We start from the raw sequence: 17,092 nt of genomic DNA, 5'->3' as shown, positions 1-17,092 counted from the left end.
GGTGTCTGGGTGTGGAGACCCAAATGAGAGTTTGTGGACCACCTTTGTGAGTAAGTGGAAGTGGTCCACAGAGATAGCAGTTTTGGTGAACTGCTATCTCATGGCCACGCGCGAGAAGTTCGAGGTGGCCAATCAGAGTTCTTTGTTTTGGCTTGCCAAAACACGAGTGACCTACGGTTCAGAACTTCCATTCGTAGGAGGCCCAGAGCGCCTGTGTTGATACGTCAGCCCCGAGGGTCGATCTTGCTTCAAGGCGAACGACTCCCCCGTGATCGAACGGTTTCTCGTAGTTTAGCCGCACCTCTCCAAAGGTGTCTGTTCCTCCCCCGCCTGACGCCAAAGAAAGTGTGTTGCCAAATATGGTTACATCCACAACTGACAAGGCATCCGCGTCCCGATGGACTGCCTCCAGAGATGCTGACAGGCGCCCACCAAGCATCGGGGTTGCATAGGCACCGCCGATCCGAATTTCGTTGAATGTGACAGTCCTGTCGCCAACTGATGCGTTTACGGTTTGGCCTGTTTCGGTGTAGCCATCCAGTTTTTGCTCGCCGTAAAGAAAGCTTGCCCTCGGGGTCAGGATTGAGCCATTTCTCAAGGCGATTTCTCGCTCTGCCGCAACCAAGGCAGTCATAATGTTGCTGGAATATTCGGCCTCCGACGTCATGCTCCCGCTGAAACGGGACTCGCTATTGTCCAGGTCGCCGTATCCCAAACCAAAGCTCAGATCGGCAAATCCGAAATTTTGAGCGACGATACCGCTGATAAACACACCTGAGGTATCAAATGTCGAAGATCCAAAGGTTCCGTCATTCTCCAAATAGCTGGCCCCAAACCCGTATCGCAATCCAGTTCCAAGATCGCGGGTCGCGCCTACGCTGACGCTCCACATATTTGACGTAAGGGATGCGGAACTGCCGCTTGCCGTACCATCACTTCTGCTGCCGCTAACCAGGAAGTATGGTCGGAACCCTTCGATTGGACCACTTCCGCGGGTACTGAGCACCACCCGGTCACGGTCGACATTACCGGTATCGGCGCTGTCCAACTGGCGTGCAAGAGCGTATGAAAGCCCAGCAATCTCAAACGATTGGTTTGTGTTCGGTTGCAGTTCCTTGGCATCGAACGAGGCGTAGACGGGTGCCGCCCCTCCTTCACCAGAGGTAAACCATCCCTGAGACGCAGAGGACACCGAGGTGGTGAATACACCGTTGGCGATGTCTTCATCCTGGAAACGATAGACAACGCGACCGCCGACGTGACTCAGGTTTACGTCGTGATCGCTGACCCGAATGGTTCCGGTGATATTTGCCGTGGATCTGGCATTTAGCGTACCTCCTCCGTCGCCCAGGTAAATCGCATAGCTTTTGCCGGTAGACACAGCTGAGACGTCACCTGTCACATTGACAGTGCCTTGGACGCTACCAACAAAGATTCCGAAAACTTCTGTATCTTTACCACCATTGGCCGAGGCCGATATTGGGCCGGTGCTGTTCAGAGTACTATTCGCGCTCAAAGCGCCAAGGGTCAGGCCTCGCGCACGCACAGTCTGGTCGCCTTTCGCGGACACCGAGATCGCGCCTGAATTGTCGACCCGCCCATCAACATCGCCGACCTCCAATCCAATCGCTTCTACTGTCGCAACATTATGACCGTCGGCGAAAACCTGAATCGAGCCAGAATTCGAGATGCGGTTGTTGTTCGAAATATTACCCGTGACAATCCCTGCACCGAGTGCAGACGAGCCTCCGGAAGTGTTGACAGCGACGGAGGTATTTCCGCTGTTGGTTGCATTGAAGTCATCTCCGCCCTGGCCAAGGAAGATAGCGTTGCCTTTGCCAGAGGATTGGACATTGATATCCCCTGTCACGTTGACTGTGCCATTGGCGTTGCCCACAAAAATGCCATAGGCTTCCGTATCTGTACCCCCGTTGGCAGACACCGAGATCGAACCGCTATGGCTCAGAACGCCACCTTTGGGCAATGCGTCCGTTGTAATGCCGTGCGCACGGACAAGCGTGTCACCTTGTGCGGAAACCGATATCGCTCCGGCATTCGATACATTTGTGTCGATCCGGTCAAAAGACATTCCGACGGCTGCAACGGCAGAAACGTTTTGGCCCGTTGCTGAAACCTGAAGGGTGCCGGAGTTCATAACGTCCCCACTATCACGAACGTTTGCTCCAAGAATACCAGCCGCAAAAGCTGTAGAACCCTGATCCCCCCCCGCGTCGACAGTGATGTTACCGCTATTGGTTAGTTTGCCACCGACGTGAGAAAATCGCAGACCCAGGGCTGAGGCATTCAAACCTGAGGCCGAGGCCGCAATTGCGCCCGAGTTCTCAAATGTCCCGAAACCGCCCATCGGATCTTCGTTGATGTTGTCTACGTTAATCCCGGTGGCAACAGCGCGTTGGAAGGGAACAGGAGTGCTCGAGTTGGTTATCGTAGCGCTCGTGACGATACTGCCGGAATTTGAGAAACTGCCGTCGACGAAACCAAGGGCAATCCCGCTCGCGCGCGCAGTGGTATCTCCCGACGCTCTTGCCGTGATGTCCCCCGAATTGACAGCCAAACCCAGAACATCGTCCAGGGCAATCCCGTCTGCGCCAGCAAAATCAGCCTGCGCAAATGCCGAGATGACGCCCGAGTTTCTGAATGTGCCGCCAATGTCAGTCGTGTTGATCCCGTCTACATACGCCGAGCTTGTACCGACGGCCTGCACCGTAATAGCAGCGCTGTTATCCAAGGAACCATCGACATTCCCCCTAACATTGATTCCCTCTATGAACGCAAAGGATCCTCCGCCAGCGGTTGCCGTTATTGTTCCGCTGTTGGCTAGCGATCCATCCACGGCACCTGTCAGGATACCAATTGAATTGGCCGAGTCGCTGTCGGTAGCCTGAATCGTGATTTGGCCGCTGTTTTCCAGCGTGCCCGCTACACGGCCCAAAACTCTGATCCCTTCGACGCTTGCGCCGGATCCCTGCCCTTTGGCGACGGCAGTGATCGTACCGGTGTTTTTCATAGTCCCGTTTGCCGCAATGGAGCTTGCGCGGAGTCCTTCGGCTGAGCCACTGGACCCCTGACTGGCAACCGTAATATTTCCGCTATTGGAAAACGTCCCCTGTACTGTCGAAGACCGGATGCCAATGGCTTCGATGCTTGATCCGTTGTCCACCTGGATGGTGATAGAGCCCGAGTTGCTTAGAGTGCCGCCTATTTCACCCACATCAATGCCGTATGCGGAGGCATGACTGACAGCGTCAACCAGAACGATGATGTTCCCCGAATTCTGAAGTGTCCCGTTCAGCCTTCCGGTATCAATGCCTGTCACCAGTGCTGACGAAGACGTGGCGACGGCCTCCAAAGTTATTGTGTTGGCGTTGATCAGGGAACCGTCGACGTTGCCAGTCTCAATCCCGGTGGCGTTGGCGCTGCTGCCTTGACCAATTGCCGTGATAGCTCCGTTATTGGCCAATGTGCCCTGAATGAAATCCGTCGAAATGCCGATTGCGGCCCCGTTGCGGCTCCCATTTGCTAAAGCTACCAATTCTCCATCATTGGTCAGTTGGTTACGCACCTCACCAGCCTGAAGCCCAACAGCCGTGGCTGACCCGTTGCTGGCCACAGCGTCTGCAAGAATGTTCGCGCTGTTCAACAGAGTACCGGTGAGGTTACCCGACCGAATTCCGCGGGCTGTAGCAGAGGTGACACCCTCGGCAATGGCATTGACAGGCCCGGAGTTCGACACATTGCCGAGAACATCACCAAACTCCAACCCATCAGCACTTGCAGTTGAGGTTGTCGCTCGCGCCTGAACAATCACGATACCCGAGTTATCAAAGCTGGCACCGGCAGCGACACCTCCAATGTCAAACCCATCCGCGATCACGTTTCCACCGCGGGCCCGTCCGACAAGAAAGCCAGTGTTTGTCAGTGACCCGGTCAGGTTGGAAACTTCGACGACGTCCAAAAAGGCACCGCCGGTAATGCCCGCTGTCATCGCGACCGTAAGTGGGCCAGCGTTTGTCAGGCGACCGGAGAGGTTTGTGATTTCAATCGCGTCCCCATTAGCATTGTTTCCAGCAGTTGCCAACACATTGATGGCACCGACGTTATTCAGAATCCCAACCAGATCGCCAATACCAAACCCATCCGCGCCGGCAATTGTTGCGCCGGTAGCGGAAACGCTGATGGGGCCGGAGTTATCGACCATCCCGTTGATCGTCGTAAGCGAGATGCCATCCGCGATTGCCTGCGCACCAGAGCTGGAGACATCAATACCAATGCTGCCGCTGTTACTCGCGGTACCATTCACGATGTCGACCGCTATTCCGATTGCTTCAGCTCTGCTGACATTGTCACCACGCAGGGTGATTGTCCCGCTGTTTGACAGTGTTCCATCAACTTGATTGGCCAGAATTCCCACCGAGGTTCCGATGGTCAGGGCTGAATTTGCGATATCGATGACGCCGGTGTTCTGTACCGATCCTGTCGTGATGCCCGAAACATCGATACCGAAGATGACTGCCGTATCGCCAAGCGCAGCACCCATCGAGATCGTGCCAGAGTTCAGGACAGTGCCGGACAAGTCACCATTGATTTCAACTGCTGCACGGGTCCTCACATTCGCCTCGGGGGCCGTCAGTTGTCCGGCGTTTGTCAGCGTGCTGGAATAGTCCGGTACATTGACCTGCACCAATGCAGGTCCAGGCAAGCGGTTGATGTCGATTGATCCGGTAGCCGTGATCGTGTGGTCTTCGTCTATTGAACTGACCAGAGGTGTGGTACGCGTCCCGTTGACGACTTCACCAAACGATGCCCCAGCCGAAACAGCCAGAACCGAGGCTGAACACAAGAATAGCGAGGGCGCAATGCTCGCCACTCTTCCCTTCCATTTGGTTAGACGCCCCCCGCGCGCAAAAGCGCATACCCGCTGCTCGACCTGCATGTTTTCTGCCCCATCTGATTAAAGTTTTTGATGCGCGCATGCAGGGTTGATTACCCTGCGTCATCCGCTCAATGCGCGTTTGCTTGCACACTCAACACTGGGCTTGAAGGGTCAAAAAGGGCGAGAATGAGGCTGTTTCATAGGTATTGAACCTTAGTTTATGCCGCTTACACCTTAGTTTATCGCAGCCTGAAACTTCGCGGCTTCGAAGATGTGAAAAGCAGTTCGAGCAAACCGACCATTCTCAAAGCTGTGTAGACAGCACGGACCGCATTTGTAGCGAGGTTGACCATCAAAACATGAAAATGAACAGTTTGTCGGCTCTTTCAAAATTGCAGCATCACCGGGACACCGGCGTTTCGCCACCACCGTTGGGCTTGAGGGTAAAGTGCATATCACCAATGAGCCAATCTGTTCGGAGTGGCCTTCACTGAGGATCAAAAATGGTTCAAGGATAGATATCCGCATCCCGACACCTTGAAGACCGGGCCGCGGGCCGAGCGCGCCTCAGAAACAAGCCTATCAAACTTTAGGCGCGGCGAATTGGCTTCGATCCATCGCCGGTAAGGTCTTCCAAAAGGGCGCTGAAAAGTTGTGCTTTGTTTGAATAACCTGATTTCTTGTAGATTGAGTTTGTTTGGGCCTTCACAGTGCCCTCTTTCGCATCTCGGGCTTCAGCAATCTCTGCGGTGGAGCATCCTTTCAGGAGCAGTCGCGCAACATCCCTCTCGGCTTTGGTAAATGCCCACTTTTCAAAGTAGCTCATCAAGAGCTCCTCAAACGCCTCAGAGGCGCGGCTCGCTTTGCCTTCAAGCTTGGTCACGTGGTTTCCCATACGAAGCAACTCAACACCAAGAACAGCGATCGCCCCCAACAAACACAGCATCACGATGATTGCCCAAATGTGGTACTCATCCCAGTTGTGCAACCACTCCAGACCCATCGCCTCGCTGAATTCTTCCAAAAGCATCACGAAAGCAGCAGCAAGCGATGCGAAAAACGATAGGGCCAGACGTTCTTTGGAGGGCGCCATAGTATGTCTTTCAAGTTGCCGGTGATCTTTGCGCCGGTCGTTGTGTATTTTGTGAGGTGTCAGGCTGGTCAGTTGCCCATCCTCGCCATATCGAACGACACGATAGGGATGATTTGAGCAGACGTGATATTGTCTGGGGATCGAGTTTTAGTGCTGCATACAAGAAACTTAGCATTGAGCATGTTTGTTTTTGGTTGCTCTGTCCGTTTGCTTGGGCTCAGGTGCCCGCGCTCCTCGTTGTTCAATTGTTTCTTTAACCTTGGACACCATTTTTCGGCTTATCGAAAATTCGTCACCACTCGGGTTCACGACGTAAGGGTTTCCATTTCTGTAAACGAGCTCGCTTATCTCGCTGTTAGACAGCCACCTCGAACGGTGAACCAATAAACCAGCTTCAGAATCCAAGTTCTCCACAGCGCTTTTAAGTGTCATTCTTATCAACTGCGTCCCGTTTTCAGTTGTAACCGATACGTATTGGTTCTGAGCTTCCAGCATCAGCAATGGCCCGCGATTTTTTTCGTCGAGCTTTAATTGGAACGGACAATCAGTTTGCTTAGGGGGGCGCCGAAACAGATACTTCAGGGGATCGTATCCGAACCCGGTTAAAGCCTGGGCTCTGAAGTGCAAAAATATAGCGTAGGTAATTACAGTCGAGACGAATGCAGACGTAAAATAATAGAGGATTGCGTGCTTAAGTGATGATCCGCCTGCTAGCAAGTAAGTTACAATAAAGGTCTTCAGGAATAAAATTATTAGATAGCTGCCCAAAGTCGTCCAAAAAACGCAAATTGAGTTTCGAATGGACCAGTAGAATAGACTGGGCCCGGCAAAGTAATAGAAGGCATAAAACGCGATTACCCAGGCCAGCACGTACAGCGCATGCTGGAACTGACTGATGTTCGGAACTGCATGTCCCCGCTCCACAACCACGAGAGCGAGAAAAACCACAGCGTAGGCTGAAATGAAAACTTTGTCTTTCATCAAGCCACGCAGCCAGACCGTAAGTTCAGCCTTTGTCAGCAACGAACTATACTCCCCCACAAATCAACAATTCGGACATATCTGCTTTCCGCCGCTAATGGAAAACTGAAGGGTGGGGCGACGCCTGTTCAAGGGCAGCAGAATGCAGGTTCTCGTTGGAGGTAATACTGCCACTATCTCGAGTGGCCAAGTAGGCGTTGATTGGATTTTGAACAGAGAATCGTCGTTCAAACATATGCCTAGTGAGATTAGCATGACGCTTGAACGTGTATGACATGTGGACCTCTTCCATCCCCAAAATGTACTCCCGCAAGCCTTACGGGTGCGGGGTTTTGATCAGCCAACCGGTGAATTTGCCTGACAAAACTTTTTCCGTTGTGAGCAATATCTGCACTTGGGGCGTCGCTCGAAGAAGCAAATTTCTCAAGGCCCGCCCGTCGCGGAACTTATAGCTTAGTTGATTTCATCTAAACTGGCTGGAGAGTGGAAAGTCTCGCTTTGGTGCGAATAACTGGCGTTTTGGTGCGAGCAACGTTCGACAGCGACTTCCTTGTTGCCACTCTTTCTCACTCGGGCTGAGCATTTTTTTTCGGCCGTTAAGTCGATCGGCGCGGGCAGGTGTTCGAACCAACATTAATAGTATGTGCGCTCTTCAACATCGCCGAGACGGGCCGCCGTGTAGCGGCGTCTCGAGTGGTCCGCGAACAATGAGAAATGATTGCAAATATAGCTTGTACAAGGCCTGTTTCTTGGCTGTCGCTGCCATTCATAGCTTAAGCAACATTTGACCCAATGGGACCTATGGGCTGCACTGAAAGTCCGCTATTTTCTCGGTGACCAAAGTAGGGAGCAACCGCATCGAATGGCCGTTTCCCGCCCTTCGGAGCCTCAGTGCACCTTCGGTGATAACTGAAGAAGTTCACTCCTCTCAAACCACTATGACGCTTTCCTATGACACCCCTACCCGCTTTCTGGGCCGTGCATGCCCATTTTACCGCTATAAAGCCCTTGTTTTATTGATCTGAGGACTTCCGTTTTGATGTAAGAAACGGTCTCGAAAACCGTTGTGGGTGCAAGCCCACCCAGTATTCGAATCCCTGTCTCTCCGCCACTGATATCCTGACGAAGTTTAAGAACCGTTACATTGCGTGCGAAGCACAAGTGGCTCGCAATCGGTGTACTGTTGGTCAAAGCCTAGTTCGGCTGACGAATTGGGGCTGAAAAAATTTCAATACAGCTCAAAATAATTCCCTAAAGCCTCCGACCTCTTTCGTGCAGTTTCTTCAATGCGTTTCCAGCTTGGAGGAATGAATGGGACAATCTAGACGAGTATTCACAATCGCCGCCGCCATTGCCGCCTTGTGCGCCAGCACTGGTGTCAGTTTTGCTGGTGATGCATTGGACCGTGTCACGTCGGATAAGCTGCTTAAAGTTGCGACCGATGCAAACTGGGCACCGCAAAGCTTTCTGAACGACAACAACGAAATGGATGGCTTTGACGTCGACGTTGCCCGCGAAATCGCGCAGCGCATGGGCGTCGAAGTGGAGTTCGTGACGCCTGCGTGGGACATCATCACAGCCGGAAATTGGAACGGGCGCTGGGATGTCTCGGTCGGGTCGATGACCCCGACAAAAGCGCGGGCCAAAGTACTGAGCTTTCCCGCCGTCTACTACTATACCCCTGCCGCTGCCGCTGTTCATAACGACAGCTCTGCCTCGTCTGTTGCTGATCTGAATGACAAAACGATGGGGGCAACAACCTCCAGTGTCTTTGAGCTGTATTTGCAGCATGATCTGACAATTGATGCCGAAGGTGTGCCGGGCTTTGAATATCAGATCTCGCCCGGGGAATTGCGTTCCTACAAGGATTCGACGGCCGTTATGGACGACCTGCGATTGGGTGACGGGACGCGACTGGATGGAATGATCGGATCACTTCCGGCGATTCTGGAAGGCATCAAAAACAATTACCCGCTTAGAGTTGTCGGTGATCCAGTCTTCTATGAACCTCTGGCCATCGCCATCGACCGCGGCGATCAGGAATTCAATGACAAGCTTGCCGGAATCGTCGCCGACATGCGTGCCGATGGAACGCTGACGAAGCTCAGCGAAAAGTGGTACGGCGTCGACTACACCACCACGAAATAACAACAGAACAGGCCGGCTCGCCTCTGGCGAGCCGCTCCATTCAGGAGGCAGGTCATGCTTTATGCCGACACGGTGGTAAACGATCCACTGGTCCACAAACCCAAGATCGTTGGATTGATGTTGGTCGTCGCGACGGCATTCTTCATTCTGATCGACACAACCGGCTCAATTTTCGGAGAACTCATGAGGCCGGTGATCGGAGAACCTGCAGAATCCGGGTTTTACGGGCGATTTGCCACCGGTCTGGTGTTGGGCATTCTGTTCGTGTTCAATATTGTCCTGATTGGATTTCTTAAATTCAGGCTTCAGGTTGTCATCGTCTGGTTGCAGTTGCTGGCGCTGTTTCTGGCCTTCTTCTATGGCTTCGATCTGGACTTTGCGTTCATTCGCTCGAAAATCTGGTTCATGGTCAGCCAAGGCGTGTTTACGACGCTTTACGTCTCGGCCATATCGATAACGCTTGCCTCAATACTGGCGATCATCGGGGCTGTGGCCAAGCTGTCTTCCAATGGATTCGCTTTTGCGATTGCCAGCTTTTATACCTCGTTCTTCCGGGGCCTGCCGCTGCTGATGCAGGTCTACCTGATCTATCTCGGCCTGCCTCAGCTTGGTTACGTGATCGACGCGGTTCCGGCCGGCATTCTGGCGCTGACCCTGTGCTACGGCGCCTACATGACCGAGATTTTCCGTGCTGGTATCCAGTCGATCGCGAAAGGCCAGTGGGAAGCATCACGCTCGTTAGGCTTCAAGTTCGGCCTGACCATGCGCCGGATCATCCTGCCGCAATCGCTGCCACTGATCATACCGCCGACGGGCAACCAGTTCATCGCCATGCTCAAGGATAGCTCTCTGGTATCCGTGATCGGCGTGTGGGAATTGATGTTTCTGGCCCGTACGCTCGGGACTAAGTCGTTCCAGCATATGGAGATGCTGATCACCGCCGCCATCATCTACTGGATGCTGTCCATGTGCCTTGAACTGATCCAGGGTCGGATCGAGCGTCACTTCCGCACCAAGAGCCACTGAGGAGGTCGCGTCATGGCAGAACCAATCATCGAAATGCGCGGCGTCAACAAGTGGTATGGCCAATATCATGCGCTGCGTAATATCAACTTTGTCGTCAACAAAGGCGACAAGATCGTTGTGTGCGGGCCGTCCGGTTCCGGTAAATCCACGATGATCCGCACACTCAACTGGCTTGAGGCCCATCAGGAAGGCGAGATCATCGTCGATGGGATGCATCTTCACCAGAAAATGAAAGATATCGACAAGGTGCGGATGGAAGTGGGTATGGTGTTCCAGCACTTTAACCTGTTCCCTCACCTGACTGTTCTCCAAAACCTGATGGCTGCTCCCATGTGGGTACGCGGTGTGCCCGAGGCCGAGGCGCGCAAGACTGCGATGAAGTACCTCGAACGGGTCCGCATTCCGGAACAGGCTGAAAAGTATCCCGGGCAACTCTCGGGGGGGCAGCAACAGCGCGTGGCAATTGCGCGTTCACTTTGCATGAACCCAAAGGTGATGCTGTTTGACGAACCAACCTCGGCGCTGGACCCTGAAATGGTGTCCGAGGTTCTGGATACAATGGTCAGTCTGGCGCGCGACGGAATGACCATGGTGTGTGTGACTCACGAGATGGGGTTTGCCAAGGCCGTGGCGGACCGGGTGATCTTCATGGATGAAGGCCAAATTATCGAGGAAAATGATCCAGTCAGCTTCTTCGAAAACCCCCAAAGCGAACGGACCAAACTGTTCCTTAGCCAGATCCTGCAACACTAAGCCGATGCCTGAATTCATCAAGATGCAGGGGCTTCGCAATCACTTCGTGATCGTGGATGCCCGCACTGCCCCATACTGTCCGGCACCGGATGAGGTGATCTGGGTTTGCGATCCCAAGGTGGGAGTTGGCGCGGATGAACTGGTTGTTCTGGAGCCCTCGGGCCACCCGCAGGCAGCAGCGTTCATGCGGATTTACAACATTGATGGAACCGAGGTGCAGGCCTGTGGCAACGCGACCCGCTGTGTAGCCTGGCTTTTGCTTGAAGAGGCTGATGCGGACGCGATTGTTCTGGAAACGCGCGTCGGGCCTTTGCGTGCTCAGCGATGCGGGGATCGACTGGTGCAGGTGGAAATGGGAGAGTTGACGCAGAACTGGCGGGCGATGTCCCTGTCGGGCCCGCAGGATATGATGGCCCTGCCTGTTGGGAACGGGTCGCTGCAATCTCCCGTGGGTCTGGCCGTTGGCAATCCGCACGCGGTGTTCTTCACACACGATCTGGATTCCGTCGATCTGCCCAAGCTGGCCCCAGCAATCATGGCGAACCCTCTTTTTGCCCAGGGCGTGAATGTTGGCGTTGCCGAGATGTTGTCGCCTTCGGACATGCGATTATCGGTCTATGAGCGACCCGGCGTTTTGACCACCGCCTGCGGATCGGGGGCCTGCGCCGCAGTGCAGGCGGCACGTCTGTCGGGACGTACCCACCGGAATGAGATGCAGGTTCACATGCCAGCCGGGACCGTGGCGATCCGGATCCGTTCAGACAACGTGGCCGAGATGACCGGACCTGTGGCGCACTGTTTCAATGGACGGTATCGATTTCAGGGTGAATTCCCCTCAACCCCGGTGTGAAAAATTCAGTTTTAGTCTTTCGATCCGACTGGAAAATAAGAACTCTGACAGAGGAGTAATCGCGATGCGGACAGGCGGACAGGTTCTGATCGACATGTTGCGGGTGAACGGCGTCGATGCGATTTTTGGCGTCCCCGGTGAAAGCTATCTGGCGGCGCTTGATGCGCTGCATGATTGCTCGAACACAATGAAATACTACACCACCCGGCAGGAGGGTGGCGCCGCATTCATGGCGGCAGCCTATTCGGATGCCACCGGCAAACCGGGCGTGTGTTTCGTGACACGCGGACCCGGTGTGACAAACGCCTCAATCGGGGTGCATACGGCTCAGCAGGGCTCGACCCCGCTGATTCTGCTTATCGGACAGATCCCGCGCGCCCATCGCGACAAGGAAGCCTTTCAGGAGGTCGATTACCGCCGTTTCCTCGGTCACATGGTGAAATGGGTGGCCGAGATCGACGATCCTGCCCGCATACCGGAATATGTAAATCGCGCTTTCCGCACCGCGCTTTCGGGACGACCCGGCCCAGTGGCGCTGGCCCTGCCCGAGGATATGCTGGCCGAATTGACCGACGCCGCCGATCTGCCACAGGTCAAGCTGACCCCTCCCGCGCCTACACCTGCCGATCTGGAACAGGTGGCCGGGCTTTTGGCAAATGCCGAGCGCCCGCTGTTGCTGCTGGGTGGCACCTGTTGGACCGAAGACGGGCAAGCCGCCGCCATACGTTTTGCCGAGGATCATGGCCTGCCGGTTGCCGTAGGGTTCCGTCGTCAGGGGTTGTTCCCGCATGACCATCCCAATTTCATCGGGAATCTGGGTTTTGGCGGCAATCCGATGCCCAATGAATACGCCAAATCCGCCGATCTGGTGATCGCGTTGGGCGCGCGCCTGAATGATGGAACCACCTTGAAATTCAGCCTTATCCGATCTCCGCAGCCGGATTGCAGGCTTGTCCACATCCTGCCGGGGGCCGAGGATTTAGGGCGGCTCTATCAGGCCGATCTTCCCATTCTGGCCGATCCGAACGAGGCGGCAAAATCGCTAGCATTGCTGCCGGTCACCAGGCGCCATTCACCCGCCAGCGCGCGTGCGGATTACGAGGCAATGCAAGCACTGCCCGTCCAACGCGGACCGGTCGATATGGCTGAGGTGATGCGTGTGTTGAACACCACCCTGCCGCGTGAGACCACGATAACCACCGGTGCAGGCAACGCCGCCGACTGGCCCAATATCCACTTCGACTATCGCCAGTTTCTGGGCGCACTGGCCCCGATCTCGGGCGCGATGGGCATGGGGGTTCCGGCGGCGGTGGCTGCCAAAGTGGCGCGGCCCTATGCGCCTGCCGTTTATGTTGCCGGGGATGGCGATTTTCTGATGAACGGGCAGGAACTAGCGACAGCGGTTCAATACGGGCTCGACCCGATTTTCATTGTTATCGACAACGGTATGTACGGCACCATCCGCACCAATCAGGAACGCAAGCATCCCGGGCGCATCTCCGGGACGTCGCTGACAAATCCGGATTTTGCTGTGGTGGCGCAAGGCTATGGTGCGCACGGCGAACGGGTTGAAACCACCGCCGAATTCGCCCCAGCACTGGAACGCGCAATGGCGTCTGGCAAAGCCGCGGTCATCCATGTGATGGTCGGGCCGGACAGTCTTGGGCCCAATCTGACACTGAGTGATCTTGCGGAGGCGTCCTGATGCTTTCCCGTCTGGTTGATGCCCTGCCCGCGTCGCCGATCATTGGTGTCTTCAATAAGGCCTTCGAGATGCGGCAAGCCGGTGCCGACCTGATCGACTTTTCCGTGGGCGAGCCGGATTTCGACACGCCTGCCCATATCTGCGAAGCCGGGATCGCGGCCATCCGCGCGGGCGATACACGCTATACCCCGACTGACGGGAACGGAGCCGTCAAGGCGGCCGTGATCGAAAAGTTCAGCCGTGATAACGGGCTGTCCTTCTCGTCGTCGGAAATCGTCGTCTGTTCTGGTGCCAAACCATTGCTGGCGACTGCTATTCAGGCGGTGCTGAATCCCGGGGAAGAGATGATCCTGCCGGTACCGCTCTGGGCGTCGCATCTGGGTATGGTGCAGGCGGTTGGCGGGGCACCTGTGCTGGTCGATACATCAAATGATGGCTTCAAACTGACACCGGACAAGCTGGAGGCTGCTATCACGCCGCGGACGCGGCTACTGATGATCTGCTCACCATCCAATCCAACCGGGGCGGTTTATACAGCGGCTGAACTGCGGGCTCTGGCCGATGTGCTTCGGCAGCATCCCGGGGTCAACGTCATTTCGGACGATCTGTACGAGCATATCATTTTCGATGGTGCCGAATTTGCGACGCTGGCCACCGTCGCCCCCGATTTGCAACCACGGATACTTACCGTGAATGGGGTGTCGAAATCCTATGCGATGACCGGCTGGCGCATAGGTTTTGCAGGCGGGCCAGATTGGTGGACCAGCGGTATCCGCAGCCTGTTCAGCCAGACCAATGGCGGGCCATGCTCGATCAGTCAGGCGGCCACTGTGGCGGCACTTACCGGCCCGCAGGACTTCCTGAAGGACTGGTGCGCCACCTATCAGCGCCGCCGCGATCTTGCGCTGGAGGGGCTGGTCAAGATCGATGGTTTACGAACGCAATCCCCGGGTGGCGCGTTCTATCTGATGCCGGATTGCGGTGCCTTGCTTGGCCGCAAGACGCCTGAGGGCAAGGTATTGACAAGCTCGACCGACTTGGCGGCCTATTTTCTGGAACACGGGGCCGTTGTGGTGCCCGGACCCGGCTTTTCATGCGATCCGTTCTTTCGCATGTCCGTCGCGACGTCCGAGCAGAACATAACAGAAGGCCTGAACCGCATGAAATCCGCCGTGGAGATGTTGAACTGATGGTACAGAGATTTGATCACTTCGCAGCAGACCTGACCTATGACGATCTGCCCGAGGCCGCCCTGTGGACCCTTCGCCGGTCCTTCGTTGACACGATGGGCGTTGCCGCCGTCGGCGCCACCACGGAATTGTCCGGTATCGCCCGCCGGGTCGCGCCGATGGTGTTCGGAGCCGGAACAACCGGATCGGCGAAGATGCTGATGGATGGTCATGCAGTCAGCCCCGTCGGGGCGGCCATGGCCGGAGCATTCACCGTGGACAGCATCGACGCTCATGACGGCACAACGCCCTGCAAGGGTCATGCTGGTTCTGCCATTTTCCCCGCCATGATCGCAATGGCGCAGGCCAGCGCAGATGGGCTGGACGGCAGGCGCTTTGCAGAAATCCTCGCCGCCGCCTACGAAATCTCGTATCGCGCCGGGCTGGTCCAACACGCAACCTGCGCCGACTATCACACATCCGGAGCCTGGACTGCCGTGGGTGTTGCCGCCGCAGGTGCAAAATTGCTGGGCGGTAATGCGGAACAAATCCGTCAGGCCGCCGGGATCGGTGAGTATCATGGCCCCCGCAGCCAGATGATGCGCTGCATCGACCACCCCACCATGGTACGTGACGGTGTCGGCTGGGGCGCTCCGTCTGGGGTGACTGCCGCCTATCTGGCAATCGAGGGGTTCACCGGTGCTCCGGCCCTGACATGCGAAGGGGAAGATGGCACAGAATTCTGGTCCGATCTGGGCACCGGGTGGCGGCTGGTCGATCACACGCATTACAAGGCCTATCCCTGTTGCCGCTGGGCGCACCCGTCGCTCGATTCCGTGCATGACATGATGCAGAAACATGGGTTCACCCACGAGCAGGTGGACAGCATTGAAATCCGCACCTTTCACTATGCAACCCGGCTTGCCGGGCACGAGCCGCAAAATCAGGACGAGTTCGCCTATGCCATCGCATTCCCCGTGGCGGCGATGATCGTGCGCGGCCAGGTTGGGGTCAACGAACTGAGCGCCGAGGCGTTGCGTGATCCCGACATCCTGCGGGTAAGCCGTTCCATCAACCTGATTGATGATCCGGAAATGACCCGCATCAGCACCGACAAACGCTGGGCGCAGGTGACGATCATCCTGAAGGACGGTCAGCGGATCAAAGACAAGCCCCGCACCCCCCGTGGAGACGCGGATATGGCACTGACCGACAGCCAGATCACCGAAAAGTTCCATATGCTGGCCGACCCCGTTTTGGGTTCCGCGCGGGCCAAGGAAATCGGTGACCTGTCGTCTGACTTCGACCAGTTGAGCGCGTCCGAGTTAAAGCACCTTTTCGATCAATGCACGGCAAGCCTTTGAAAGGAAAGGTCTGGGACAGGGGGCGGGATTGCATTAATCTCTGCGCAATAACCGGCTCCGGAGAGACAAATGTCACGCAAAATCCCGCCATTTGCAGCTGTCCGCGCCTTCGAGGCCGTCGTTCGCTTGGGCCGCAACGTTGAGGCCGCGCAGGAGCTGAACATTACGGCATCGGCCGTGAGTCACCAGATACGATCGCTTGAAGCATTTGTTGGTGCAACGCTTTTGCATCGGGGTGCCAATCATACAGCGGAATTGACCGAAGAAGGCAAAGCGCTCTACGAGCCCGTTCGTCAGGCGCTTGATACTCTGGACGCCGCTTTTGCCCGTCATACCGATGACAAGACCAAGCAAGTGGTATCGGTGCATATGTACCAGTCGCTGGCTAACATGTGGCTTATCCCAAAACTGCCGCAACTGCGAGAAGTTGCCCCCAACCTCACAGTCAAAATCGTCACCATGCCCGAAGAAATCTCGCTCAGCGGCAGTGATATCGACATGGCCATTGTTTTTTCAGATAAACCGCCACAAGAACCGCGTTGTATCAAACTGTTCGATGAAGTGATCCAGCCGGTCTGTGCATCAGAATATCTGGAAGCGCGCGGTTCGGTTCCGCAACCCGAGGAAATGCCATCGGAACCCCTGATCCGAAGCCGCCATCACGTCAATGAGTGGGATCTCTGGTTTTCAGCCATCGGTCTGAGTGAATCCTCGTGGAAACCTGTCGCCGAGATGGATAATCGTTCCAACGCCTTACAAGCGGCCCAGATCGGGCTGGGCTGGGCGATGGATCGGCGCCCATTTGGCGAGGAAGGTCGGCGCAAAGGTCATCTTGTTGCGCCGCTTGAGTTTAGCTTGCCGACGGGCAACGCATATTACCTTTTGACATCCCACCGTGCCGACGGAACTCGCGCGGTTACACAGTTCCGAAATTGGCTTCTGCGTATCTGCACAAATGAGTTTCAGCTTAGCTGAAACTCTCCATCTTCGCCTGACTTTCCCGCAATCTTTGGCCTTTTGGGTCGAATGGCGGTTCGGCGAGGATTTTGGCCTTGTGAGGTTTGCCGAGAATAAAGATCTCGACCTCATCGCCCGGCTGCGCCACCTGC

11 protein-coding genes are annotated in these 17,092 nt (G+C 55.7%); 8 read left to right on the top strand and 3 right to left on the bottom strand.

The features are described 5' to 3' along the window. Nucleotides 1–178: 178 nt before the first annotated feature. From ACR0NW_RS00055 to ACR0NW_RS00045, 3 genes are all read right to left on the bottom strand, one after another. Nucleotides 179–4,888, bottom strand: coding sequence for a beta strand repeat-containing protein (locus tag ACR0NW_RS00055; RefSeq protein ID WP_480449568.1), 4,710 nt, complete (start codon nt 4,886–4,888; stop codon nt 179–181). A gap of 595 nt (nt 4,889–5,483) precedes the next feature. Further along, the gene (locus tag ACR0NW_RS00050) at nt 5,484–5,987 is read right to left on the bottom strand and encodes a helix-turn-helix transcriptional regulator (RefSeq protein ID WP_480449569.1); all 504 of its coding nucleotides are present in this window, start codon (nt 5,985–5,987) and stop codon (nt 5,484–5,486) included. A 168-nt stretch (nt 5,988–6,155) separates the two neighbouring features. Then, the gene (locus ACR0NW_RS00045; protein ID WP_480449570.1) at nt 6,156–7,010 is read right to left on the bottom strand and encodes a LytTR family DNA-binding domain-containing protein; all 855 of its coding nucleotides are present in this window, start codon (nt 7,008–7,010) and stop codon (nt 6,156–6,158) included. Between the two features lie 1,269 nt (nt 7,011–8,279). Between ACR0NW_RS00045 and ACR0NW_RS00040 the strand changes: the two genes are divergently transcribed. The 8 genes from ACR0NW_RS00040 to ACR0NW_RS00005 all read left to right on the top strand — a co-directional run bounded on the left by ACR0NW_RS00040 (nt 8,280) and on the right by ACR0NW_RS00005 (nt 16,958). Continuing rightward, nucleotides 8,280–9,116, top strand: coding sequence for a transporter substrate-binding domain-containing protein (locus ACR0NW_RS00040; RefSeq protein ID WP_480449571.1), 837 nt, complete (start codon nt 8,280–8,282; stop codon nt 9,114–9,116). Between the two features lie 54 nt (nt 9,117–9,170). Next, nucleotides 9,171–10,142, top strand: a complete 972-nt coding sequence (locus tag ACR0NW_RS00035) for an amino acid ABC transporter permease (protein WP_480449572.1) — start codon at nt 9,171–9,173, stop codon at nt 10,140–10,142. A gap of 12 nt (nt 10,143–10,154) precedes the next feature. After that, complete coding sequence (locus tag ACR0NW_RS00030; RefSeq protein ID WP_170655446.1) at nt 10,155–10,895, top strand: amino acid ABC transporter ATP-binding protein; 741 nt, start codon at nt 10,155–10,157, stop codon at nt 10,893–10,895. A 4-nt stretch (nt 10,896–10,899) separates the two neighbouring features. Continuing rightward, nucleotides 10,900–11,745, top strand: coding sequence for a diaminopimelate epimerase (gene dapF / locus ACR0NW_RS00025; RefSeq protein WP_480449573.1), 846 nt, complete (start codon nt 10,900–10,902; stop codon nt 11,743–11,745). A 64-nt stretch (nt 11,746–11,809) separates the two neighbouring features. After that, the gene (locus tag ACR0NW_RS00020; protein WP_480449575.1) at nt 11,810–13,450 is read left to right on the top strand and encodes a thiamine pyrophosphate-dependent enzyme; all 1,641 of its coding nucleotides are present in this window, start codon (nt 11,810–11,812) and stop codon (nt 13,448–13,450) included. Then, nucleotides 13,450–14,640, top strand: a complete 1,191-nt coding sequence (locus tag ACR0NW_RS00015) for a pyridoxal phosphate-dependent aminotransferase (RefSeq protein WP_480449576.1) — start codon at nt 13,450–13,452, stop codon at nt 14,638–14,640. Before ACR0NW_RS00020 ends, ACR0NW_RS00015 begins: the two co-directional genes overlap by 1 nt. Next, nucleotides 14,640–15,983 (top strand): MmgE/PrpD family protein, encoded by a 1,344-nt coding sequence (locus ACR0NW_RS00010; RefSeq protein WP_480449577.1) that lies wholly within the window; start codon nt 14,640–14,642, stop codon nt 15,981–15,983. Before ACR0NW_RS00015 ends, ACR0NW_RS00010 begins: the two co-directional genes overlap by 1 nt. A 69-nt stretch (nt 15,984–16,052) precedes the next feature. Further along, nucleotides 16,053–16,958 (top strand): LysR substrate-binding domain-containing protein, encoded by a 906-nt coding sequence (locus tag ACR0NW_RS00005; RefSeq protein ID WP_170655435.1) that lies wholly within the window; start codon nt 16,053–16,055, stop codon nt 16,956–16,958. Nucleotides 16,959–17,092 lie beyond the last annotated feature (134 nt).

The sequence above is a fragment of the Ruegeria sp. CF5 genome (assembly GCF_056537325.1).
This window is presented reverse-complemented; position numbering and strand designations above follow the sequence as displayed.

Bases quoted from the DNA above. Each gene is read 5' to 3' on its own strand.
- ACR0NW_RS00015 (WP_480449576.1), top strand. From the start codon at position 13,450: ATGCTTTCCCGTCTGGTTGATGCCCTGCCCGCGTCGCCGATCATTGGT.
- ACR0NW_RS00040 (WP_480449571.1), top strand. From the start codon at position 8,280: ATGGGACAATCTAGACGAGTATTCACAATCGCCGCCGCCATTGCCGCC.
- ACR0NW_RS00010 (WP_480449577.1), top strand. From the start codon at position 14,640: ATGGTACAGAGATTTGATCACTTCGCAGCAGACCTGACCTATGACGAT.
- ACR0NW_RS00035 (WP_480449572.1), top strand. From the start codon at position 9,171: ATGCTTTATGCCGACACGGTGGTAAACGATCCACTGGTCCACAAACCC.
- dapF (WP_480449573.1), top strand. From the start codon at position 10,900: ATGCCTGAATTCATCAAGATGCAGGGGCTTCGCAATCACTTCGTGATC.
- ACR0NW_RS00020 (WP_480449575.1), top strand. From the start codon at position 11,810: ATGCGGACAGGCGGACAGGTTCTGATCGACATGTTGCGGGTGAACGGC.
- ACR0NW_RS00050 (WP_480449569.1), bottom strand. From the start codon at position 5,987: ATGGCGCCCTCCAAAGAACGTCTGGCCCTATCGTTTTTCGCATCGCTT.
- ACR0NW_RS00030 (WP_170655446.1), top strand. From the start codon at position 10,155: ATGGCAGAACCAATCATCGAAATGCGCGGCGTCAACAAGTGGTATGGC.
- ACR0NW_RS00005 (WP_170655435.1), top strand. From the start codon at position 16,053: ATGTCACGCAAAATCCCGCCATTTGCAGCTGTCCGCGCCTTCGAGGCC.